The sequence below is a fragment of the Kitasatospora sp. NPDC059146 genome (assembly GCF_042786665.1).
Lineage (GTDB): Bacteria > Actinomycetota > Actinomycetes > Streptomycetales > Streptomycetaceae > Kitasatospora.
The window spans coordinates 52,335-74,129 of the sequence record NZ_JBHZCY010000008.1; the positions used below are offsets into that span (position 1 = coordinate 52,335).

General features: G+C 74.9%; 20 protein-coding genes and 1 pseudogene. 14 read left to right on the plus strand and 7 right to left on the minus strand.

The window, feature by feature from the left end; all coding sequences use genetic code 11:
• The first annotated feature begins 56 nt into the window (after positions 1–56).
• The 5 genes and pseudogenes from ACFXPX_RS05345 (at position 57) to ACFXPX_RS05365 (ending at position 3,704) form a co-directional block, all read left to right on the plus strand.
• Positions 57–814, plus strand: a pseudogene (locus ACFXPX_RS05345) (GNAT family N-acetyltransferase).
• 124 nt (positions 815–938) lie between these two features.
• Positions 939–2,105, plus strand: coding sequence for a glycoside hydrolase family 3 N-terminal domain-containing protein (locus ACFXPX_RS05350; RefSeq protein WP_380639612.1), 1,167 nt, complete (start codon positions 939–941; stop codon positions 2,103–2,105).
• Between the two features lie 332 nt (positions 2,106–2,437).
• Positions 2,438–2,911, plus strand: a complete 474-nt coding sequence (locus ACFXPX_RS05355; RefSeq protein WP_380639614.1) for a hypothetical protein — start codon at positions 2,438–2,440, stop codon at positions 2,909–2,911.
• A 220-nt stretch (positions 2,912–3,131) separates the two neighbouring features.
• Positions 3,132–3,476 carry an ArsR/SmtB family transcription factor gene (locus tag ACFXPX_RS05360; RefSeq protein WP_375886846.1) on the plus strand — a complete coding sequence of 115 codons (345 nt, stop codon included), beginning with the start codon at positions 3,132–3,134 and terminating at the stop codon, positions 3,474–3,476.
• Positions 3,477–3,554: 78 nt separating this feature from the next.
• On the plus strand, positions 3,555–3,704 hold the full coding sequence (locus ACFXPX_RS05365) for a DUF6126 family protein (RefSeq protein WP_375886849.1): 150 nt from the start codon (positions 3,555–3,557) through the stop codon (positions 3,702–3,704).
• A 38-nt stretch (positions 3,705–3,742) separates the two neighbouring features.
• On the opposite strand, the gene ACFXPX_RS05370 is transcribed toward ACFXPX_RS05365, so the two are convergent.
• On the minus strand, positions 3,743–6,268 hold the full coding sequence (locus tag ACFXPX_RS05370) for a cytochrome P450 (protein ID WP_380639616.1): 2,526 nt from the start codon (positions 6,266–6,268) through the stop codon (positions 3,743–3,745).
• Positions 6,269–6,742: 474 nt separating this feature from the next.
• Here ACFXPX_RS05370 and ACFXPX_RS05375 point away from each other — a divergent pair, with 474 nt between their 5' ends.
• The 5 genes from ACFXPX_RS05375 to galE all read left to right on the plus strand — a co-directional run bounded on the left by ACFXPX_RS05375 (position 6,743) and on the right by galE (position 12,716).
• The gene (locus ACFXPX_RS05375; protein WP_380639618.1) at positions 6,743–7,507 is read left to right on the plus strand and encodes a sigma 54 modulation/S30EA ribosomal C-terminal domain-containing protein; all 765 of its coding nucleotides are present in this window, start codon (positions 6,743–6,745) and stop codon (positions 7,505–7,507) included.
• Positions 7,508–7,616: 109 nt separating this feature from the next.
• Positions 7,617–8,066, plus strand: coding sequence for a hypothetical protein (locus ACFXPX_RS05380; protein ID WP_375886857.1), 450 nt, complete (start codon positions 7,617–7,619; stop codon positions 8,064–8,066).
• A gap of 435 nt (positions 8,067–8,501) precedes the next feature.
• On the plus strand, positions 8,502–10,724 hold the full coding sequence (locus ACFXPX_RS05385; protein ID WP_380639620.1) for an RICIN domain-containing protein: 2,223 nt from the start codon (positions 8,502–8,504) through the stop codon (positions 10,722–10,724).
• Between the two features lie 173 nt (positions 10,725–10,897).
• Complete coding sequence (locus tag ACFXPX_RS05390) at positions 10,898–11,548, plus strand: hypothetical protein (protein ID WP_380591043.1); 651 nt, start codon at positions 10,898–10,900, stop codon at positions 11,546–11,548.
• 151 nt (positions 11,549–11,699) lie between these two features.
• Positions 11,700–12,716 carry a UDP-glucose 4-epimerase GalE gene (galE, locus tag ACFXPX_RS05395; protein WP_380526398.1) on the plus strand — a complete coding sequence of 339 codons (1,017 nt, stop codon included), beginning with the start codon at positions 11,700–11,702 and terminating at the stop codon, positions 12,714–12,716.
• 13 nt (positions 12,717–12,729) lie between these two features.
• Here the strand turns inward: galE and ACFXPX_RS05400 are convergent, their stop codons facing one another.
• Together ACFXPX_RS05400 and ACFXPX_RS05405 are read right to left on the minus strand one after the other, a co-directional pair.
• Positions 12,730–13,476, minus strand: a complete 747-nt coding sequence (locus tag ACFXPX_RS05400) for a lytic transglycosylase domain-containing protein (RefSeq protein ID WP_380639622.1) — start codon at positions 13,474–13,476, stop codon at positions 12,730–12,732.
• Between the two features lie 82 nt (positions 13,477–13,558).
• Entirely contained in the window at positions 13,559–13,765 is a 207-nt protein-coding gene (locus ACFXPX_RS05405) for an antitoxin (protein WP_360240392.1), read from the minus strand.
• A gap of 257 nt (positions 13,766–14,022) precedes the next feature.
• Between ACFXPX_RS05405 and ACFXPX_RS05410 the strand changes: the two genes are divergently transcribed.
• Positions 14,023–14,595 (plus strand): DUF6542 domain-containing protein, encoded by a 573-nt coding sequence (locus tag ACFXPX_RS05410; protein ID WP_380639624.1) that lies wholly within the window; start codon positions 14,023–14,025, stop codon positions 14,593–14,595.
• A complete protein-coding gene (locus ACFXPX_RS05415) occupies positions 14,588–16,228 on the plus strand; it encodes an LCP family protein (RefSeq protein WP_380526402.1) in 1,641 nt (546 codons plus the stop codon). Before ACFXPX_RS05410 ends, ACFXPX_RS05415 begins: the two co-directional genes overlap by 8 nt.
• 152 nt (positions 16,229–16,380) lie before the next feature.
• On the opposite strand, the gene ACFXPX_RS05420 is transcribed toward ACFXPX_RS05415, so the two are convergent.
• Together ACFXPX_RS05420 and ACFXPX_RS05425 are read right to left on the minus strand one after the other, a co-directional pair.
• Positions 16,381–16,938 carry a hypothetical protein gene (locus tag ACFXPX_RS05420; RefSeq protein ID WP_380526404.1) on the minus strand — a complete coding sequence of 186 codons (558 nt, stop codon included), beginning with the start codon at positions 16,936–16,938 and terminating at the stop codon, positions 16,381–16,383.
• A 76-nt stretch (positions 16,939–17,014) separates the two neighbouring features.
• Positions 17,015–17,821 (minus strand): nucleotidyltransferase domain-containing protein, encoded by an 807-nt coding sequence (locus ACFXPX_RS05425; RefSeq protein WP_380526406.1) that lies wholly within the window; start codon positions 17,819–17,821, stop codon positions 17,015–17,017.
• A 112-nt stretch (positions 17,822–17,933) separates the two neighbouring features.
• Here ACFXPX_RS05425 and ACFXPX_RS05430 point away from each other — a divergent pair, with 112 nt between their 5' ends.
• Positions 17,934–18,350, plus strand: a complete 417-nt coding sequence (locus tag ACFXPX_RS05430; RefSeq protein ID WP_380526408.1) for a DUF4259 domain-containing protein — start codon at positions 17,934–17,936, stop codon at positions 18,348–18,350.
• Between the two features lie 28 nt (positions 18,351–18,378).
• On the opposite strand, the gene ACFXPX_RS05435 is transcribed toward ACFXPX_RS05430, so the two are convergent.
• The gene (locus tag ACFXPX_RS05435) at positions 18,379–19,608 is read right to left on the minus strand and encodes an MFS transporter (RefSeq protein ID WP_380526410.1); all 1,230 of its coding nucleotides are present in this window, start codon (positions 19,606–19,608) and stop codon (positions 18,379–18,381) included.
• Positions 19,609–19,738: 130 nt separating this feature from the next.
• Between ACFXPX_RS05435 and ACFXPX_RS05440 the strand changes: the two genes are divergently transcribed.
• A complete protein-coding gene (locus tag ACFXPX_RS05440) occupies positions 19,739–20,182 on the plus strand; it encodes a winged helix-turn-helix transcriptional regulator (protein ID WP_380526412.1) in 444 nt (147 codons plus the stop codon).
• A gap of 77 nt (positions 20,183–20,259) precedes the next feature.
• Here ACFXPX_RS05440 and ACFXPX_RS05445 read toward each other — a convergent pair whose 3' ends face one another.
• Complete coding sequence (locus ACFXPX_RS05445; protein ID WP_380639626.1) at positions 20,260–21,543, minus strand: DUF6777 domain-containing protein; 1,284 nt, start codon at positions 21,541–21,543, stop codon at positions 20,260–20,262.
• Positions 21,544–21,795 lie beyond the last annotated feature (252 nt).

Below are 21,795 nucleotides of genomic sequence, written 5' to 3' on the forward strand. Positions count from 1 at the left end.
CCACCATGAGGACGACGAAACCCGCTGCACCGGAGCGAGCCGACCTGCTGGCCAGGATGGAGCGGAACCTGGCCGAGCACGCCTGTCACCTGCACCGCCGTACCGCGGGCATGACCGTCGCCGACGCGGACGACCTGACGGTCGCCGACAGCGGCCTCGACGACGACACCTTCAACATCGTCGCCCTGGCCCGCTTCCGCCCGACACCGCCGACGCGCGGATCGCCGACACCGTCCGGGACCTGGCCGCCAGGGGGCGCCCGTTCTCGTGGTGGGTCGGCCCGGCCTCGACCCCGGCGGACCTGTCCGCCCGCCTGAGCGCCGCAGGCCTGGAGGCGTCCGAGCGGGAGACGGCCATGTGGGCGCTCCTGGACGACGCCCCACCGCCCGAGCACGTCACCGGGCTCGACATCCGCGCCGTGACCACACCCGAAGGCCTCGCCGACCACGCCTCGGTCGTGGCCGCGAACTGGGACCCGCCGGCCGCCACCGTGCGGCGGTTCTTCACCCGTGCGGCGGAGTCGGCACTCGCCGACGACTGTCCGGCCCGCTACCTGGTCGGCTACGTCGACGACCGGCCGGTCTGCTCGGCCGAGGTCCTCCTGCACGCGGGGGTCGCCGGGATCTACAACATCGCCACGCTGGCCGCCCACCGCCGACGCGGCTACGGCGGCGCCGTCACCCTCGCCGCCCTGGCGACGGCCCGCGCCCACGGGCACCGGATCGCCGTCCTCCAGGCCTCGGCGGAAGGCCGGCCGGTCTACCGCCGTCTGGGCTTCCACGACTGCGGCGAGTTCGTCGAGCACGCCGTCTGAGGCCCACCGCACGCGGCCGGGGGCCAACGGGGGCCCGGCCCCGGTGCCGGTGCCGGTGGCGGGGCCGGTGGTGTGCGGGCTGCCGTCCGGCGGGTTCCTGGGTACGCTGACGGACCGTATGCCGATGCTGACCCTGGAGGGACGGATGGCCCCGTTACGGCGGATCGCCCGGTTGACGTCGGTGGTGCTGGTGGTGGCGGCCGTGCTCGGCCCCGTCCCCGCCGGGTCGGTGACGCGCGGGAGAGGGCTCCCCGACGAGAGGAACCCGGCGATGACCGGACGGCACCAGGACGCGCGTCAACTCGCGGGCCGGCGCATCGTGCTCTCCTACCCCGGCCCGACCCCGCCGCCCGGGGTGCTGCGGGCGATCCGGGAGGGCCGGGCGGCCGGGGTCATCCTGTTCGGTGAGAACGTCACCGGTCCGGAGCAACTGGCCGAGGCGGTGGCCGCGTTGAAGCAGGCCGCCGCCGAGGCCCCGGACGCGCGCCCGCTGCTGCTGATGACCGACCAGGAGGGCGGCAAGGTGCGCCGGCTGCCGGGGGCGCCGGAGCTCTCCGCCCGCCGCACCGGGACGGCCCCGGATCCGTTCGCCGCCGCCGTGGACTCCGGCGCCGGGGCTGCCGGAACGCTCGGCGACGCCGGGTTGAACGTCAACCTCGCCCCGGTGCTCGACGTCTACGAAACCCCGGGCAACTTCATCGACCGCTACGAGCGCTCCTACGGCCAGGACCCGTCCACGGTGGGTGCGTTGGGCAGCGCCTTCCTCGCCGAGCAGCAGAGCCGGGGCGTGGCGGCCACCGCCAAGCACTTCCCCGGCCTGGGCGCGGCGGCCCGGGACGAGAACACCGACGCCCGCCCCGTCACCCTCCCCGTCCCGCTGGACCGGCTGCGCTCCCGCGACGAGGCCCCGTACCGGGCCGCCATCGCCGCGGGCGTGCGGATGGTGATGGCCTCCTGGGCGGTCTACCCGGCGCTGGACCCGGACCGCCCGGCCGGGCTGTCGCCCACCGTGGTCCAGGGCGAACTCCGTGAGCGCCTGGGCTTCGACGGCGTCACCGTCACCGACGCCCTGGAAGCCGACGCCCTCACGCCGTACGGTCCGACCGGCCCGCGTGCCGTCGCCGCCGCGGCGGCCGGGATGGACCTGATCCTCTGCTCCGCCCGCGACCCCCAGCAGGGTGAGGACGCCACCACCGCCCTGGCGGCCGCCCTGGACTCCGGCGGCCTCGACCGCGCGGCCTTCACGGAGGCCGTCGCCCGGGTGGACGCGCTGCGGGAGGACCTCGGCTGACGGCGGCCCGCGCGGCCCGCGCGGCCAGGGCAGTCAGGGCGGCCGACCGGGCGGCCCCGCTGCTCGGTCCGGCCGCCGGGCCAACGGTTCATCCCGGGTTCAACGGGCCGACGCCCGGCGAGGTGCGGGGGTTCGCCGTGCCGGATGGGAACACGCCATCGTAGGCGTGCTTTCGGTCGGAGGCATTGGTTCGAAGGGGAAGTCGCACTTGGGGGTTTGATTCGCATGGCAGAGTTGCAGTCAAGGCAAGCATGAAATGTCACATGTGCCATGACACACTGCTCGATCCCCGTCCCACGCGTTCATTCCTCACACCCTCCGAAGGAGGAGCCATGAACCGCATCACCCGCGCTACCCGCATCACCCGGATCGCGGCAGGCGCGGCCGGTGCCGTCGCGCTGCTGGGCGCGCCGCTGCCGGCGGCCGCCGCCGGGCAGGAGTCCGCCACCGTCACCACCTGCGGGCACTCCGGCCTCCAGGCCGGACTGTCCACCAGGGTCTGCGCGGACGTCACCGGTGACGCCGTCGTGCTGTACGGCCTGATCGGGCTGGCCGGCCCGCCCTCGCCGGGAACGCCGTGGCCGCCGGCGCCGCAGGCGCTGGTCACCCGGCTGTCGGCCGATCTGGCCGGCGTCGGCCCGCTCGGTGCGGTGGCCGGGCGCACCGAGTTCAGGGTCAGCACGGTCCGGGTGGACGGGGTCGGTGCCACCGTGCCCTGCGGGTCGGTCGTGCACGCCTCCTTCGCGGTGGAGGGGAGCTTGCGGGGACCGGCCCCGGTCACCGTCGATGTGCCTGTAGGCTGCTGACGGCTCGTCATCCAGACTGCCGGGCCCGGGAGTTGGCAGCGTCCCGGGTCCGGCCCTTCGCCGTCCCGATCCGGCCGTCGATGTGGGAGAGGTCACCTTCCACTGTGACGACTTGAAGAAATCTTCATCTGTGGCGATGATGCCTACCGGCCGTGGCACGGACCCCGCCCGGCCGGGCGACCAGGCCGCCACCGAGCCGGATCGAGGGAGGGAACGGGCCATGCCGGTCCCGCTGTACCAGGCGAAGGCGGAGTTCTTCCGCACCCTCGGCCACCCCGTCCGGATCCGGGTCCTGGAACTGCTCCAGGACGGCCCCCGGCCGGTGCGCGAGCTGCTGGCGGAGATCGGTATCGAGCCGTCCAACCTCTCCCAGCAGCTCGCGGTGCTGCGCCGCACCCAGCTGGTCACGGCCACCCGCGAGGGCAACACGGTGGTGTACGCGCTCAGCACCCCGGACGTCGCCGAGCTGCTCAGCGCGGCGCGGCGGATCCTGACCGAGCTGATCACCGACCAGGGGGCGCTGCTCACCGAGCTGCGCGCCGCCGGTGGCCGGTCGCCCCGCTGAGTCCGCAGCCGGCAGCCTGCAGCTTCGCGCCCACCGGCGGGCGACCGTGACCGTGACCGACCCGAGGAGAACAGCCCGATGGGCGACAGCGCCAACAGTGCCGACAGCACCGGCGAGGAGAAGCGCCGCCGCAAGGCGATGCTGATCCGCGCCGGCATCTACATCTTCGCCACCCACCTGTTCGCGGGCTTCGTCCTGCTGCTGTTCGCCCTCGGCGACCGCAAGTAGCCGTCCGGCCCGGCCGCGACGCCCGGCCGCGACGCCCGTCAGCGAGCGCGGTCGCCCGGTACCAGGTAGCGGTCGCTGGTGCTGGTCCAGGCCTGGACGCCGGCCACCAACTCCCGGGTGCCGTCCAGGTACCAGCGCCCCGCCGGGTGGCGGCGGCCCAGGTCGCGGCGCAGCCGCTCGTTCTCCCGGTGCAGGGTGCCGACCCGGGTGCGCACCGCGCGCACGGCCCGGCTGCGGGTGCAGCCGCGGACCCGCTGGAGGGTGAGGACGGTGTTGAACGCGGCGGCGCTCTGCCGTTCCTCCCGCTCCAGCGAGTAGAGGTCGTTGATCAGCGTCGCGGCGTCGGCGGTGTTGGCGCGCAGGCGGTGCAGTGCGGGTTCCGCGTGCAGGGCGGCGGGGGCGTCGGCGCCGTGGACCCGTTCCAGTATGTTCATGAACGGGTAGACGCAGCTGCCGTGGCGGCGCAGCCGCATGGTGTCGGCCAGGCCGAGGCCCAGGGCGGGAACGGTGCCGCGGGCGCGGTGTTCGGCCTCGGCGGGGAAGGTGGCCAGGCAGGCGCGCCACTCGCGGGCCGCCCGGGCGCGCCAGTCGGGGGAGGTGGACCGGCGCTGACGGTCCCAGAGCTCCTGCCAGGCGGTGAGGAGCAGGTCGCCCGGTGCCGCGGGGCGGGCGTCGCCGTCGAGGGCGGAGATCAGCGGGTCGACCAGCGCGTGGGCCTCGGCGGGCCGGCGCCCGGGCGGGCCGTCGAAGCGGTCGTCCAGGACGGTGAACCAGCCCAGCATGTCCACCAGCAGGTCCAGGTCGGTGCCCCGGGCGCGGGGGAAGGCGTGGCCGATCAGCTCGTGCAGGGCGTAGGCCCGGTAGTCGGGGAGCTCGGTGGGGGCGAGCAGGCCGTGGCGGACCGCCCAGTCGGCGTGCCGGTCGGCGGCGGCGCGCAGTTCGGCGGGCGGCCGGGGGAGGGGCACGGCGGCGGGCGCGCCGGGGCGGGCCGCGGTGCCGGTGAGCGGACAGCCGGCGGAGTGCGGCCGGTCCGTGCCGGCCCCGGCCGGTGCGAGGCCTGTGGTGCTTGCGGTGACCGCAGCGTCCGCCGCCACGTCCCGCCCTGCCGGGGCGGAGGCGGCGGCGCTCGGTACGGCGGAGCCGCGCGGCACCAGCCGGACCCGCAGGCCGTGGGCCTGGACGGTGGTCCACACCACCTCCCGGGCCCGCGACCCCGGCACCGCCACCGGCCGCCAGCGGCGCAGGATCGCGGCGGCCGCGACGGTCAGCTCGGCCCAGGCGAAGGCCTCGCCGATGCACTTATGCTTGCCCGCCCCGAAGGGCAGGAAGGACGGTCGCCCGAGCCCGCCGCCGTCCTGCCAGCGCTCGGGCCGGAAGCTCGACGGGTCGTCGTAGCTCAGCGGGTCGCGGTGCAGCGCGGTGAGGCTGTACAGCAGCTCGGTCCCGGCCGGGATCCGGTACGGGCCGAGGTCGACGGGCACCCGGGCGGTGCGCATCAGGAAGGCGTTGGGGGCGTGCAGCCGCACCACCTCCTGGGTGACGCCGCGGGTGTACGTGAGCCGGGCGAGCGCCTCGGGGGTGGGGGTGGTGCCGGCGGGCAGGTGCTCGTCCAGTTCGGCCAGGACCCGGGCCTCCACCTCGGGGTGGCGCAGGAGTTCGTCGAGCAGCCAGGTGAGCGTGGTGGAGACGGTCTCGGTGCCGGCGCCGAACATGGTGATGGCCTCGGAGCGGACGTCGGCCTCGGTGAGCGGACGGCCGGTGGCCGGGTCGGTGGCGGCGCGCAGCAGGGCCGGCAGGGTGCCGCCGCGCTGGTCGGGCCGGGCGCGTCCGGGGCGGCCGTTGACGGCCTGGTCGACCACCCGGTTGAGCACCCGGACGGCGGCGTCGAAGCGCCGGTTGACGGGCAGCGGGAGCCGGGCGAGGGCGGGGTGAGGGTAGAGGGACTGGACGATCTGGCCCTTCACCAGGTCGGGCAGCGCCCGGTGGAAGGCGAGGGTGGCGTCCTCGCTGAGCCGGGCGTCGAACAGCGAGCGGGTGACGATCTCCAGCGCGAGGTGGTTCATCTCCTTGGCCACGTCGAGGACTTGGCCGGCGCGCCAGCGGCTGGCCCGTTCCTCGGTGACCTGGTGCATCACGGCCAGGTAGCCGGCCGTCCGGTCGGGGGCGAAGGCGGGTTGGATGATCCGGCGGCGGTCGCGGTGCGCCTGTCCCTCGGACATCAGCAGGCCGTCGCCGAAGGCGGTCCTGAGGGTGTCCTGGACGGCGCCGCGCGGGCAGTCGTGGGCGAGGGCGACGAGCAGGGTGTGGACCAGCCGGGCGTCGGTCACCACGCAGACGGTGCGGGGCCCGAGCCGGATCCGGACCACGCCGCCGTGGCGGGCCAGCGAACCGAGGAAGCCGAGCGGGTCGCGCAGCAGGGCGGCCGCGTGGCCGAGGCCGGGCAGGGCGCCGGGGGCGAGCGGCGGGACGGCGGCTCGGGTGGCGGGTGCGGGGGGTGGCGTGGTTCTCGGGGGGACGATCCGTTTCCGTGTCTCTGCCAGCAGGGCGTTGGTCGGCAGGGTCATGACACTTCCTCTCACCAGAGGGGCCGGTGCGGGCGGTACCGGGGGAAGGCACCGGCCGGCCGGCCGGGTGGCGGGGGCCGACGAGCGCGGAACCCGCGTGCGCCAGGGGCGGAGGGCGCACGCCATGGGAAACGCGCCGGTGCGACGGGCGTTGCGCCGAACGCGCCCGGATCACTCCAACGGACGATCATCGTGTCGGCGCTGCGCCCGTCCGTCCGTCAGGCCTGCCGCCCGGCCCCCGGGGCGGCCCTCGGCCCGGTCCGTCATCCGGCCCTCGCCCGGTCCTTGCCCGGTCCTTCGTCCGACCCTCGCCCGGTCCTCCGCCCGGTGTCGAAGCGGCCCGCTTCCGTTGCCCTGACCTGCGTCGATGCCGTCCACGCGGTGGCCCGTACCGGGCCCCGGCGGGAGGGTCTTTGGACCCTCGCCGCACGGTGGCGGGGACGCCAGCATGGTGGGTGGAGAAGGAGGAACCTGATGACCCGTCTGCGCCACCGGCCCGCCCTCGACGTCCGGGTGGAGATCCGCGGCGAGCTGCCGCGCGAGGACGCCGAGTACGCCCGGAGCCGGGCGCAGGACACCGCGGTGCTCCTGGGCCCCGACGTCCACGGACTGCGGCTGCGGCTCACCCGGGCCCGCGATCGCATGCTCACCCGGCCCGCGCTCGCCCAGGCCGACGTCGAGCTGGACGGCACCGGCCCGGTCCGGGTCCAGCTGGCCGCCGGCACCGCCCGGGAGGCCGTCGACCTGGTGCTCGGCACCCTGGCCGGCCGGGTGTCCCGGCTGCGCGAACTGGGCGACATCGGTCTGGCCGCCGTGCACGAGTGCGCCTACCGGCCGCAGTGGGCCGACCGGCCGCTCGCCCGGCGGCGGATCGCCCGGCACAAGGCGGTCGTGCCCGCCCGCCGCACCCAGGCGCAGGCGGCCCGCGAACTGCTGCTCCTGGACCGGCGGTTCCACCTGTTCCTGGACGCCGACACCGGACGGGACGGCCTGGTCCACCGCTGCCCGCTGAGCGGCGCGGTCGAGCCCTGGCCCGCCGGCGGCGACGCGCTGCCGGTGCTCGACCTCGCCGAGGCGGCCCGCCGGCTCTGGCTCACCGGGCGCCCGTTCGTCTGCCACACCGGCCCCGAGGACGGCCGCGCCCGGGTGCTCTACCGCCGCTACGACGGGCACTACGGCCTGATAACGCCGGTAGCGGAGGGCGGTCGCGGGGCAGGAATGCCCTCGGCGCGCGATTGATCCGCGAGGTTCGGCCGCCCGCCGGGCCGGACCGCCCGTCGGACCGCACCTCCCGCCGGGCTCCACCACCCTCCAGACGCCACCAACTCCACGACAGGGGAACGGGACCATGGACTGCGATGACGAGGTCATGCTGACCGTCCGGATCACCGCCGCCGAGCGGGCGCTGCTGCGGGACCTCGCGCGCGGCCACGGCGGCGACGTCTCCGGTGTCGCGGTCGACGGGCTCCTGGAGGTCATCCCCTCGCTGCACGACGACGGTTCGGTGCTGCCGCTGCTGCGGGTCCTGGCCCGGCCCGCGCCCTGTGCGGTCACCCTCTGGCTGCCCGCGCCGGTCGCGGACCTGCTGCCGTTGCTCGGCGAGCGGCTGGTGCGCACCGGCGGCCCGTCGGCGGGCCCGGCCAGTGCCGCGCTCTCCGCCGCGCTGCGGGTGTGGCTCGCCGGGGACCGGGCCGTGCTCGCCGCCGGGCTGGCCCGGTTGCACGGCGGTTGCGGTGCGGTGGGGGTGGCGAGCGGACCGGCGGTCGGTGGTCCGGCCCGGGTCGGGGTCGCGGCCTGAGGGCCGGGGTGAGGGCCGGGGTGAGGGCCGGCCCGGGGTCTGTAGTGAGTCAAGTGACGGATCGTCATACCCCGTATGGCGATGGCATGTCCGGGGCGGAAACCTCCCCGTTCGGGGCGCTGGCCAGCTCCCGGCGGGAGGTCTAGCATTCGACACGGCCCGCCGGGGCGCAGACCCCGAGGGTTCCGGCCGGGTGGCCGCCACCACCCCGTGCCGGGGAGCGCGTACCCCCCGAGTGCGCTCCCCGGCACTTCGCCGCCCGGGCCGCCGGGCCCCGCCTGCCGTTCCCCGTCCGCTCGGCCTCGCCTCGAACGGGCCGGGGACTTTCGCAAGAGGTTTCTGTTATTCCCCGCCGTTCCACCGGCTCTCCCTCGTGTCGGAAGGTTCGGACCCCTCACCACAGGGTCCGGGCCGTCGCACGAGGAAAGGAACGCGATGGGACACCGGAGCAGCGAACTCCGCCGGCGCAGGCGCCGCAGGTTCACCCGCAGGAGCGCCCTGGTCGCCGTGGCGGTCGCGGCCGGACTGGTCGCGGGCACCCTGGGCCTGCGCACCGCGCTGGAGCCCGGGGCGATGCGCAGTACCGTCACGGCGGCGGACGCGCCGCTCGACGCGGTCGCGGACGACGGTGGCCCGGGCGAGACGGGCACCGCCGAGGGCGCCACCAGGGCGCCCGCCCCGAAGCGGGACGAGAAGGCCGCCCCGCCCAAGGCGATACCCAAGGACCAGCCCGACCGCGGCCTGGTCTACGCGGGGTTGACCCTGCCGACCAGTGACCGCTGCGGCAACATGCTGGAGGTCACCGGCAGCGCCCAGTGCAGCCACGGCCCGGACGCGCCGCCCAAGGACGTGGACATCCGCAAGGACGTTCCGCCGGTCGCCGCCCAGGCCGCCCGGGTACCCGCGCTCACTCCGCCCGCCGGCGCCCAACCGCCCTCCACGGCCGATCTGTTGAAGGGCGGCGCGCCCGTCCTCGACGCCACCCAGAAGGCGCTGCTCGGCGAGGCCGGCCAGGGCTCCGCAGCGCAGGACGCCGCCCCGCCCGCGGCCGCCCCGGGCGCCGGAGCGGGCCTGGTCTGCGAGGGTGACGGCAGCAGCGGCAACCGCGTCCAGGTGGTGTACGTGCACACCCCCGGCAACGACCGGTTCGCCCAGTACCTGTCCTCCTTCAAGAAGTGGGCCGCGGACGTCGACGTCATCTACGACGCCAGCGCCGCCGAGACCGGCGGCGTGCGGCACGTCCGCTTCGTCACCGAACCCGACTGCACCGCCTCGGTGTTGAACGTGCAGATCTCCGACTCCGAGATCCAGGACTTCAACGCGAGCAACCGCGCCCTGGCCGCGCAGGGGTTCAACCGCAAGGACCGCAAGTACATGATGTTCACCGACGCCAAGGTGTACTGCGGGATCGGCACCTTCGCCGGTGACGAGCGCCCGGGCCAGGACAACCTCAGCAACTTCGGCCCCTCGTACGGCCGGACCGACTCCGGCTGCTGGAGCGGAACCACCGCCGCGCACGAACTCGGCCACAACCTGGGCGCGGTGAACAACAGCGCGCCCAACTCCAGCAAGGCCGGTCACTGCACGGACGAGTGGGACATCATGTGCTACTCGGACGCCCCGTACTACCCGCAGATGCGGATCGCCTGCCCGGACCGCGCGCACGACGACCGGCTCGACTGCAACCACGACGACTACTACAACACCTCTCCGGCACCCGGTAGTTACCTGGCCACGCACTGGAACGTCGCGAACAACCGCTTCCTCATCGCGGGCAACGGCGGCGGGACCGGGCCGAACCCCACGCCGACCCCGACCGCCACCGGGCCGACCCCGACCCCGACCGGCACGGGTCCGACCCCCACGGGCACGCCCACCCGCACGCCCTCGCCGTCCCCGACGCCGACCGGCGGCCCCACCGCCACGCCCACCGGCTCCCCGTCGCCGACCAGGACCCCGGCCCCGGGTGGCGCCGGTCCCGATGTGACGACCAGTCAGATCACCCAGAACTCGGTCGTGCTGAGCTGGAGCCCCGTTCCCGGCGCCGCCGGTTACGACGTCCAGCTGAACGGCCGGACCATCGGTACCGTCAGCTCGACCGTGGTCGGCGTGGTCCGGTTGGCCCCCGGGACCGGCTACACCGTGGCCGTCGCCGTCCGCGACGCCGCCGGAACGGTCGGCAAGCCCGGCCGCGCGGCGAACTTCCGCACCCTCGCCGACACCGGCCGCCCGCAGCCCGGCACCCACTACAGCATGGTCAACGGCCTCACCGGCCAGGCCGCCGACCTGTGGGGCAGCTCGATGAACGACGGCACCGTGGCGATCGGCTACCAGCGCACCGGCTACGCCAACCAGAAGTGGCAGTTCGAGGACGCCGGCAACGGTGCGCTGCGGATCAAGTCCACGCGCTCGGGCAAGTGCCTGCAGCTCGGCGGCACCCCGGTGGCCGGGCAGTACGTGGCGCAGCAGCCGTGCTCCGACACCGCTGAGCAGAAGTGGCAACTCAACGCGGCCGAGGGCGGGTTCACCCTCACCGCCGACGGGACCGGCCTGGTGCTCGGGCTCAGCGACCGTTGGTACTACGGTGGTTGGCTGCTGGAGTTGCAGCAGCCGAACGGCCGGCCGTACCAGAACTGGTCGCTGCTGAAGACCTCGTAGCCCGGTACGACCGCACGATCCCGCACCACCCCGTACTACCCGTACGGCCCCGTACGATCCCGCACGGCCCGTACGATCCCGCACAGCGGGTGCGGCCGCCACCACCGGATGGCGGCCGCACCCGGCACCGCTGCTCCACCTACCCTCACCCCCACCGCCGAGGACCGCCCGACATGCGAACCCGCACTCGCCCGCTGCTCGCCTCCCTCGCCCTCGCCGCCGTCTCCGTCCTGCCCGCCGCCGCACCCGCCGCCGCCCACGGTGACACCGTCCACCTGGACGTGACCGGCCAGCAGAACGGCCGGGTCAGCACCGTCGCCACCTGGGAGAACGACCACGACCCGGTCACCGAGGAGTTCGCCGGCACGCTCTCCGCGACCGCCGCCGACGGCCGGACCGTCGGCCCCTGGCGGCTGGTCGCCGTGCCGGGCCGCCCGGGTACGTACACCACCCGGGAGCTGCTGCCCGCCGGGCACTGGAAGATCTCCGTCGACTGCGCCTTCCCCTCCTTGGGCCACGGCGAGCGCGAACTCGACGTCGAGGCGGCGGCGATCAGCGACCCGGTGCCGCTGGACGCGGCCGCCTCCGCCCACTCCTCGGCCTCCGCCGCGCCCTCTGCCGCGGCCTCCACCGGACCCTCCGCCACGGCCTCCGGCGCCACGCCCACCGCGGGCCCGACCGTGGTGGCCGCGGCGGCCACCACCGCCGCGCCCGCCCACGAGACCACCGACGACGCCACCACCTGGGCCGCCATCGGCACCGCCACCGCGGCCGTGCTGCTGGTCGGCACCGGCTTCTGGCTGCGCGGACGCGCCCGCCGCTGACGGGCCGGAGCGCGGCGCCGCCCCGGCCGGCCGTCGGCGACCCGTGATCCGTGCCACCCTGGCAAACCGGGAACCGGCGGCGCACGAAGCACGTCTGAGCGATCACCGGGCGTCACCGGACGCCCGGCCGATCGCAAGGGAGCATCCGCGCATGAGGAAGGTCCTGATCACCGGCGGTGCCGGCTTCATCGGCAGCACGGTGGCCTCGGTCCTGCTCGACCGGGGCATCACCCCGGTCGTCCTGGACGACCTGTCCAAGGGCCGCGCCGAGTTCGTGGAGAACCGCGTCTTCTACGGGGGCGACATCGCCGACGCCGCCCTGCTGGACCGGATCTTCACCGAACACCCGGACATCGACGCCACCGTGCACTGCGCGGCCAGGATCGTCGTCCCGGAGTCGGTGGCCAAGCCGCTGTTCTACTACCGGGAGAACGTCGCCAAGACCGTCGAGCTGCTCGACGCCCTCCAGCGCCACGGCTGCACCCGGGTGGTGTTCAGCAGCTCCGCCTCGATCTACGCGCCCACCCCGGACGGCCGGGTCGACGAGGACTCCGCGCTGGAGGCGAACAGCCCGTACGCGCGCACCAAGCTGATGATGGAGCAGGTGCTCCAGGACTGGACCCGGGGCGAGGGCGCCGAGCGGCAGCGGGTCATCACCCTGCGGTACTTCAACCCGGTCGGTGCCGACTCCCGGCTGCGCACCGGCCTGCAGAACCTCAACCCCAGCCACGCCCTCGGCAAGCTGATCGAGGCCCACACCGAGGGCACCCCGTTCACCGTCACCGGCGTCGACTGGCCGACCCGGGACGGCTCCGGCATCCGCGACTACGTCCACGTGCAGGACCTGGCGGAGGCCCACGTCGCGGCGCTGCTCCGGTTCGACGAGGTGATCGCCCCCGACGCCGCCGACCGCTTCCGGGCGATCAACGTCGGGACGGGCGAGGGCACCACTGTCCGTGAGCTGGTCGCCGCCTTCGAGCAGGCCGTCGGCGGCAAGCTCGACGTCCGTGAGGCCGGCCCGCGCCCGGGCGACGTGATCGGCTGCTACGCCTCCGTCGACGCCGCCCGCGAGCTGCTCGACTGGTCGCCGCGGCGCACCCTGGCCGAGGGCGTCGCCGACGCGCTCGCCTGGCGCGCCAAGTGGGCCACCCAGCTCGGCGCGAACTGACCGGCCGCAACCGCTACTTCACGGCCTCGCCGGACCTCGCCCAGTTGTCGTGCAGGCGGTCCAGGTAGGACTGCGCCTGCGGGCCGATCCTGACGCCCCGGGCGAAGGCGAGCATGTTGCCCGCCCCGGCGTTGTAGCCGAGGGCGAGCAGCTCGTCCTTGTTCAGCGGGGCGCCCACCTTGGCGGGGAGCTGTTCGGCGAGGTCGTGGAGGTGCCAGGCGGCTGCCTGGACGGCCAGGTTGCGGTCGTCCGGCAGCTCCTCCCAGCGGCGGGAGGCGAACGGGCGGCCCGGCTTGGTGTCGTCGAAGGCGGCGCGGTGCATGTTGGCGATGCCGAAGGCGGCGTCCGGCTTGCCGCGCTGCCAGGCCCGCTCGAAGTCCGGGTCGTGCGGCTTGTACGCCTCGTTGTAGAGGATCGCCATCAGCAGCTGGGGGTTGACCCCGGCCTCGGCCGCGTACTGGCGCACCGGCGCCGCGTAGTCGGCGGGCTCGTAGCGGCCGGAGGGCTTCGACGGGGCCGCCGACGACCCGCCCGACCCAGCACCCGCGCCGACACCCGACCCGGTTCCCGCGTCGGCACCTGACCCGGCGCCCGCCGAACCGGAGGCGCCGGACGACGGGGCGGCGGCGGAGGACGAGGGCGCCGCCGAAGCGGCCCCGGGCTCGTGGCCGCCGCTGCGGACGATGCCCCACCCGGCCGCCGCCAGGACGCCGATCACGATCCAGCGCCCCCAGCGCGGACCTTTCTGCTCCTCGCTCACCGCCGTCGGCCCTCCCCGTTCGCCCGTCATCCAGTTCGACCGTCGTACGGTCGCTCGTGCCCCGCGGGAGGCCCGGCCGGTCCTACTCGGCGGACTTCGCGTCGCCGTCGAGGTTGCGCAGGAAGTCCTTCGCCTTCTCGACGCCGGTGTCGATCTGCCCGCTGTACTTGCCGTCCGTGCGGTCGTCGATCACGTCGCCGACCTTCTCCAGGCCTTGCCCGAGCACGTCGCTGTGCTCGCGGGCGAGGTCGGTGGCCTTGTCCGCGATGTTCTTAAGACTTTCAAACATGGTGACGCTCTACTCCTCTGGTGCGTTCCTGTTGGTGTGCCGACGTGGCGGGGATCATGGTCATCCTAACGAGGGCCGGCCGGGCGGTCCGCCGCTGCGGAACGGCGGCGAGTGACTTTGCTGAAATGGGTTTGTATGCTCCAGACCAGCCTCTACAGGCCTGTAGACGGCGGGAATTGCCAGCGGACGGATGGCGTCCCGGCACGAGGGGCGGCGTGGTCTCGCCGCCGCAGCCGAAACGATCGAGGGAAGTGCGCATGGCCGGCCAGCGGGCGAGAACGCCGTACCAGGACGCGGGACCTCGCATCGAGGACCCCGCCGTGCCCGCCCAGCGCTCCCGCGCGGCCGGCGGTGACCCCGACCCGTCGGGGCAGGCCCGCGCCCAGCGCGCCGGGGCCTCGCGCCGCAGGCAGCAGGCCCGTCGGCGCGGCGGACCGGTCGCCGCGCTCGCCGCGGTCGGGCTGCCGCTGCTCGGCGGGATCGGCGACGAACTCGGCGGCCCCGGCGTCGGCATCCTGTTCGCGGTCGGCGCGGTGCTCGGCACCGGCGTCGCGGCCGTGCTGTGCAGTCGGAGCGGCCGCTGGTGGGTGCTGACCGGGACCCCCCTGGTGGTGCTGCTGACGGCCTCGGCCGTCGAGTACGGGGCCGATCCCGACAAGTACCGGGGCAAGGGCCTGGGCACCGGCGCGGTGCGCTGGGTGGTCGAGGCGTTCCCGGTGATGGCGACGGCGCTGGCGGTCGCGCTGCTGGTGATCGTGGTGCGTGCGGTGCTGGACCGCCGCCGGCCCCCCAGGGCCGGAGCCCCGAGCGGACGGGGCCGCCGTGGCTGACCGCACCAACCGCACGAACAGCACCGACCACACCGAGCGCCCGCGCGGCCGGGCCCCGCGCCGTGGCTCCGCCGCCCGTCGGGGGCCCGCCCCGCTGACCGTGGCCGGCCGCACCCTGGCCTGCGCCGTCTCGGTGGCCGTGCTCGGCGCCAGCGGCTTCACCTGGTACGAGTACCGCAGCCTGGACGACGGCATGATCAAGTCCGGTGCGTTGAACGAGGCGAAGAAGAACGCCCCGCCGCACCTGGACAAGTCCGTCAACCTGCTGCTGATCGGCCTCGACAGCCGCAAGGACATGGACGGCAACGACCTGCCCAAGCAGTTCGTCGAGGACGAACTGCACGCCGGCTCCAGCGAGATCGGCGGCTACAACACCAACGCCCTGATCGTGCTGCACATCCCGGCCAACGGCGGGAAGGTCACCGCGCTGTCCGTCCCGCGTGACGACTACGTGCAGACCGTCGGCGCCGACGGCAAGATGCACAAGATCAAGGAGGCCTACGGCATCGCCAAGGAGGCCGCCGAGTCGAAGCTCGCGGGCAAGGGCCTCTCCAAGGCGGATCTGGAACGGCAGAGCCGGGAGGCCGGCCGCTCGGCCACGATCCAGACGGTGCAGAGCTTCCTGGACGTCCCGATCGACCACTTCGCCGAGGTCAACCTGATCGGCTTCTACGACATCGCCAAGGCCGTGGAACCGATCCAGGTCTGCCTCAACCACCCGGTCGACGATCCGATCATCGCCCGGACCGCCGCGCACGAGGGCGGCGGCACCGGCCTCAAACTGCCCGCCGGGATCAGCTCGTTGAACGCCGCCCAGGCACTGTCCTTCGTCCGCCAGCGCCACCACCTCACCAACGGCGACCTCGACCGCACCCACCGGCAGCAGGCGTTCATCTCCTCCGTCGAGTACAAGCTCAAGCAGCAGGGCATCCTCAACGACTTCGGACAGATGCAGAAGCTGTTCGGGGTGGTGAAGAAGGACGTCGTGATCGACAACGAGTGGAACATCCTCGACTTCGCCCAGCAGGCGCCCAACCTCACCGGTGGCAACGTCGAGTTCAACACCCTGCCCATCACCGGGTTCAAGACCGTCGGCGGGCAGGAGGTGAACACCGTCAACCCGGACCTGATCAAGAAGATCGTCCGGCAGCTCTTCAACCGCGAACCGGCGCCCGCCGCCCCGGCCGCGGCCCCCGGCGGCGCCCCGGGCGAGACGGCCCCGCCCTCGCCTTCGCCCAGCGCCGCGCCCAAGTCGGTGGTCGACGTCAACGCGACGGCGGGCGCGGGCGCCGCCGCCACCGAGTCCAAGGCGCTGGTCGACCTCGGCTACCAGGCCGGCCGGATCGGTGACGCGCCCGCGCGGATCCGCACCACCACCGTGAGCTACGGCACCGGCGCCAAGGCCGACGCCCAGGCGGTCGCCGCCCGGTACGGCGTCACCGCCGTCCCGTCCTCGGCCGTCCCGGCGGGCCACGTCCTGGTCACCCTCGCCGGGACCCGGACCGCGACCCCCACCCCGGCCGCGACCGCCTCGGGCGCCCCCGCGCCGGCCGACGGCTCCGCCGACCCGGCCGCCGGGCTGCCGATGCAGGGGCCGGCGGTGAAGGCCGGCGGGATCCCCTGCGTGGACTGACCCGCGGTACGAGCGTCCGGTGGGGCCGCCCGCCGGACGCGCCAGGTGTCGGGTCGTCTCGTGCGTCGGGTCGTCTCGTGCGTCGGGTCGGGTCGTGCGTCGGGTCGGGTCGTGCGTCGGGTCGGGTCGTGCGTCGGGTCAGGCCCGAGTGGTCAGGCCCAACCGGCCGTCCTGAGCACGGCGGAGGCGACGTCCGGGAGCGGCAGGCGGGTGGTGTCGACGGTGAAGTCCGCGACGCCGGCCTGGTCGAGGATCCGGTGGAGCCCGTCGGCGCGCTCCAGGTGCCAGGGCAGGGACCCGGGGTCGTTGTCGGCCTCGTGCCGGCGCCTGAGCCGGCCGTGGACGACGGGGAGGTCCGCCGTCAGGCGGCAGACCTGGAGCGGCATGCCGAGGGCGGCCCGGTAGCCGTCGCGCTGGGCGATGCTCTCGGCCACCCCGGCCAGGACGAACCGGCGCACCCCGGCGTCCCGGTAGTTGGCGGTCAGGGCGCGCAGGTTGCGCAGCAGCAGACCGAGGTTGAACGGGTCGCCCTCGGGGGCGGGCCACGCCTGGCAGAGCCGGTCGAGGTCCATGACCGCGTGCGGCACACCGGCCTCCTGGAGGAGGTCGCCCACCGCGTCGGCGGCCGAGGTCTTGCCGACTCCGACGGTGCCGGTGATCAGCAGGGCACGCGGCTCCGCCCCGTTCGTGTGGTCCTGGTGGTTCAGCACTGCTCGCTCCGTGTCCGGTGGTGTCCTGCCTTGGGCTGCTCCGCGCATCATGGCCCGGGTGCGGGCGGCACGGCGGTCAGGGGCGCGGGGCCTTCTCGCCGTGGACGGCGGTGTACTCGGCGGCCAGCCAGGGGGCCAGCCCGTCGATGAGGGCGGCCAGGACCGCGCGGTCGGTGGTGGGGGTGCGGGCCACGGCGGCGGCCAGGCGCATCCGGTCCGCGTGGTCGGGGTAGTGGGCGGCGAAGGCCTCGGCGGAGACGGTGAGGTCGCTGGTCCAGCCGCCCCAGCGGGGCATGACCAGGGTGAAGCCGGTGCGGACGAGCCGACGGGAGACCGCGCGGCTCAGCGCGGTGAGCTCGGCGTCCGAATCGGCGGCGGCCAGTCGCTCGCGCCAGCGGGGGAGGGCGAGCGCGAGGTCGCCGTTGGTCTCGCGGGCGAGCAGGGAGTCCGGACGGTAGCGGGGGAGTCGCCCCGCGAGGTCCTCGCCGAGCAGCGGGGTGCACAGGCACGCGACGAACCAGCCCAGGTCGTGCCGTTCCAGCTCGCTGAGCAGCGTGCCGGTGCCGAACAGGAGCACGCCGACGCCGTCGACCTGCGGGAAGTCCGCGTCGAGGGCGGCTTCGAGGGCGTCGGCCGCCCGTCGGTCGTCGGGCGTGGGCTCCCGGTGCAGGGCGAGCAGCAGGTCGAGGTCGGAGACGCCGGGGAGCGCGGTGCCGCGCGGGATGCTGCCGTACAGGTAGGCGCCGTGCAGGCGGTCCGGGCCGAAGGCGGCGGCGATCCGCGCCCGCGCGGCGTCGACCACCGGCGCGAACTCCGGCCGGACGCGCTCCAGCGAGCCCTCCCGCGCGATGTACCCGTCCTCGTCCAGTCCCTGAATGTCCATGGGCGAACCCTGCCGCACCGTCACGTGGTTGACCAGCGGATTTCCGGGGCCCGGGCGAATTGTCAGTGGGGCGTGCCAGCATCCATTGCACACGAACACGGAGGGAATTCTCATGGGCACCTGGGACATCGGCCCTTTCGACAACGACACGGCGGCGGATTTCGCCGGTGGCCTCGACGACGCCGCGCCGGGCGAGCGCGCGGGCCTCGTCCGGGCGGCGCTGGAGCGCGCCGCCCGCGGGCCGGAGTACCTGGACGACGACGAGGGCGTGGAGGCCGTCGCGGCGGCGGCGCTGGTCGCCGCCCAGTGCTCCGGCGGCACGGCGGTGACGACGGCCTACGGCCCGGCCGAGCCGATACCCGAGCTGCCCGTCGAGCTGCGCGCGCTGGCGGTGGCGGCGCTGGACCGGGTGGTCGCGGAGGAGTCCGAACTGGCCGAGCTGTGGGACGAGTCGGACTCCGACGGGGAGTGGCGCCGGGGGATCCGCGCCCTGCGCGAGGTCCTGGAGCCGGTGCCGCCGGTGACGTAGGCGTCGCTGCCCGGGCTGTGAGCGATCGTCAACCGTTGTTGCCGGCCCGCCAGTAGGCGAGCGCGGCGAGGCTGGTGGCGGCCCCGAGCGCGCAGACGGCGTTCCAGCCGCCGTGGTCGTACACCACGGTGGAGGCGATCGCGCCCGCTCCGCAGCCGACGGAGTACAGCAGCATGTAGCCCGCGGTCAGGCGGCTCCTGGCCTCGGGGCGGACTTGGTAGAGGAGGTGCTGGTTGACCACGTGCACGGACTGGAGGCCGTAGTCGATGACGACCACGGCGAGCACCAGCCACCACACCGAGTGCGGCAGCAGCGCGGCCGGGAGCCAGGCGGCGAGCATGGCCACCAGGCCGAGGCCGGCGGTGCGTTCGGCGTGACGGCGGCCGCGGTCGGCCTGGCGTCCCGCGCGCCCGGCGCCGAGTGCCCCGGCGGCTCCGGCCAGTCCGAACAGGCCGATCCGGGTGTGGCTGAGCTCGAAGGGCGGCGCGGCGAGCGGGAGGACCATCGGGGTGAGCAGGACGGTGACGGAGGTGAAGGTGAGCAGGGCGAGCACGGCGCGCACGCGCAGCACGCTCTCCTCGGCGAAGAGCGTGAACACCGAGCCGACCAGCCGCAGGTAGCGGATCCGCCCGGTCGGGCCGCGGCGGTCGGGCGGGAGGACGGCCGCGACGGCGAAGGCCATGGCGCCGGTCGCGACGGCGGAGGCGAGGTAGACGGCGCGCCAGCCGGCCAGGTCGCCGACCGTCCCGGCGACGGTGCGCGCGAGCAGGATGCCGACCACGATGCCGCTGGTGACGGTACCGACCACCCGGCCCCGGTCGCCGGGCGCGGCGAGCGAGGCGGAGTGGGCGACGACGACCTGGGCGACGACGGCCAGCACCCCGACGGCCGCCATCGCGGCCAGCAGCAGCGGAGCGGAGGGTGCGACGGCGACGGCGAGCAGGGCGAGGACGGACAGGCCGAGTTGGGCGGTGGTCAGGGCGCGGCGGTCGACGTGGTCGCCGAGCGGGACGAGCAGCAGCAGGCCGAGCCCGTAACCGACCTGGGTGAGGGTGCCGACCAGGCCGATGGTGGCCGGGTCGATGCCGTAGTCCCGGGCGATCAGGTCCAGCAGCGGCTGGGAGTAGTAGACGTTGGCGACGGCCAGGCCGCACGCGACGGAGAGCAGCCAGGCCGCGGCCGGTGACAGGCCGCGCGGCGGCGTGGCCGCGCGCGTCGCGTCGGTGGTGGGTGGGCCGGTGGGAGCGGGGGAGGTCATGAGCGGGAACCCCTCGACGGGCAGCAGTGGTTTCAAAGTGCTACCGCGTCACCCTGGCATATCCTGGTTTCAATAAGCAACCACACGTTCGGCGGTACGCTGGCCGCCGACCGGTCGAGAGGTGGGAAGAGTGCCGAAACGCACCACGCACGAGGAGTCGACCTGCCCGGTCGCCCGCCCGCTCGACGTGGTCGGCGACGGCTGGACGCTGCTGATCGTCCGGGACGCCTTCGACGGGCTGCGCCGCTTCGGGCAGTTCCAGAAGAACCTGGGGCTGGCCAAGAACATCCTGTCGGCGCGGCTCACCAACCTGGTCGCCAATGGCGTCTTCGAACTCGCCCCGGCCGCCGACGGCAGCCCCTACCAGGAGTACCTGCTCACCGAGAAGGGCCGCGCGCTGTTCCCGGTGATCACCGCGCTGCGGCAGTGGGGTGACGACTGGTTCTTCGCCGAGGGCGAGCCCCGGGCCCGGCTGGTCGACCGCGCCTCGGGCGCCCCGGTCGCCCCGGTGGAGGTGCGCTCGGCGGACGGGCGGCCGCTCGGCCCGGACGACGCGAAGGTGCTGCTGCCCTGAGACGTGCCACCGCCACCGGCGTTCGAGACGGCCGGTGGCGGCGGGGCGGTGGGGCAGTGGGCGGCGGGGCGGTGGGATCAGGGGGTCGCGGGCGGGCAGGGCGTGACCGTGCCCGTCGGTCCCGGCTGCTTGCAGATCGGCGTCGCCGTCTGGGCGCCGGCCGAGGTGGCACCGGCCGAGGTCGTGGTGCCCTCGCCCGTCGCGCCGGCCCCGGTCGTGGTGGTCTTGCTGGTCGGTGCCTCGCTGAGCGTCGAGGCGGACGAGGAGTGCGTCGTCGCGGTGCTCTCGGACGGCCTGCCCGACGTGGTCGACGAGGTGGCCGCGGCTGAGCCCGTACCGGTGGAGGCGCCGGAGGACGTCGTACCGCCGGACGTCGCTCCGGAGGAGGTGGCTCCGGAGGACGTCGCACCGGAGCTGGTGGCGCCGGAGGTCGAGGCCGTCGCGCCGGACGAGGTCGCTCCGGAGGAGGTGGCACCCGAGCTGGTGGCGCCGGAGGAGGTGGCACCGGACGAGGTCGCCCCGCTGGACGTCGCGCCCGAAGAGGTCGTGCCCGAGGTCGAGGCCGTCGCCGTCGGCGACGTGGGCTTCCACGGCACGGGCGGCGGAACGCCCGGCACCAGTTGCTTCGGCGGCTCGACGCGCTTGTCCACCACCTCGATCCGACCGGTCAGCCGGGAGAACCAGCCGCCCGTCTCGACGTTCACCAGGATGATCTCGGTCACCGGCTGCGGGGCCGGCACCACCACGATCAGCGTGGTCGGCTCGAAGCCCGTCCAGGCCTTCCCGGTGTACTTGGCGTTGCTCACCAGCACCGCCGGCTTCAACGGGTTGCCGCAGGCGCAGCGCACCCGGGGCACGCCCTGGGCGTCCACCAGGACGGCCGTGCCCGCCTGCAGCACGGACTGGTACTCCACCACGGCGCCGCTCTTGTAGCTGTGGTTGGTCACCCGGGTGTCCACCCGCAGGTAGGCCGAGGTCAGCGAGCGCAGGTAGGACGGGATCGCGGACTGTTCGATGCCCGCGGCCGAGGCCCAGGCCCGTCCGGCGTCACCGCTGGACACCATGCCGATCAGCCGTTCGGTGTCGCAGCTGGACCGGCTCATCGTCCCGCCGTACAGGCCCGCCGAGTTGCCCTGCACGCTGTGCAGGACGGCCGGGGAGCTGGTTCTGGGGGTGCCGCCCGGCTGTGCCGCCGTGCTGGTGGGAGCGGGGGCCGGGGCGCTCATGCCCTGGGTTTCCACCGATGGGGTGAACGGCGCCGGTCCGGGGTCGGCCGGGGCCTGGAGGGCGACCTCGTTGGCGGTCGGGACGGCCTCGTTCTTGCCGCCCTGGTTGTTGACGATCAGCACCGTCGCCACCACGGCCGCCGCCACCACGCCGGCCGCGACCGACAGCCCCGTCCGGGAACGCCACCACGGCCTGCGCGGACCCCGCCCGCTGCCCGCGCTGGAGCCACCCGCACCGCCCCCGGACGGCCCCGACGGTCCTGAGGGCCCCGACGGGCCCGAGGGCGGTGGCGGCGCGGGGCACCGCGCCGGCCGGCGGCCCCCCGCGGGCGGGCCCGCCCCCGGGGCGCGCGGCGGGCCCGGGGGGGGGCCGAGGCGGGGCTCGCG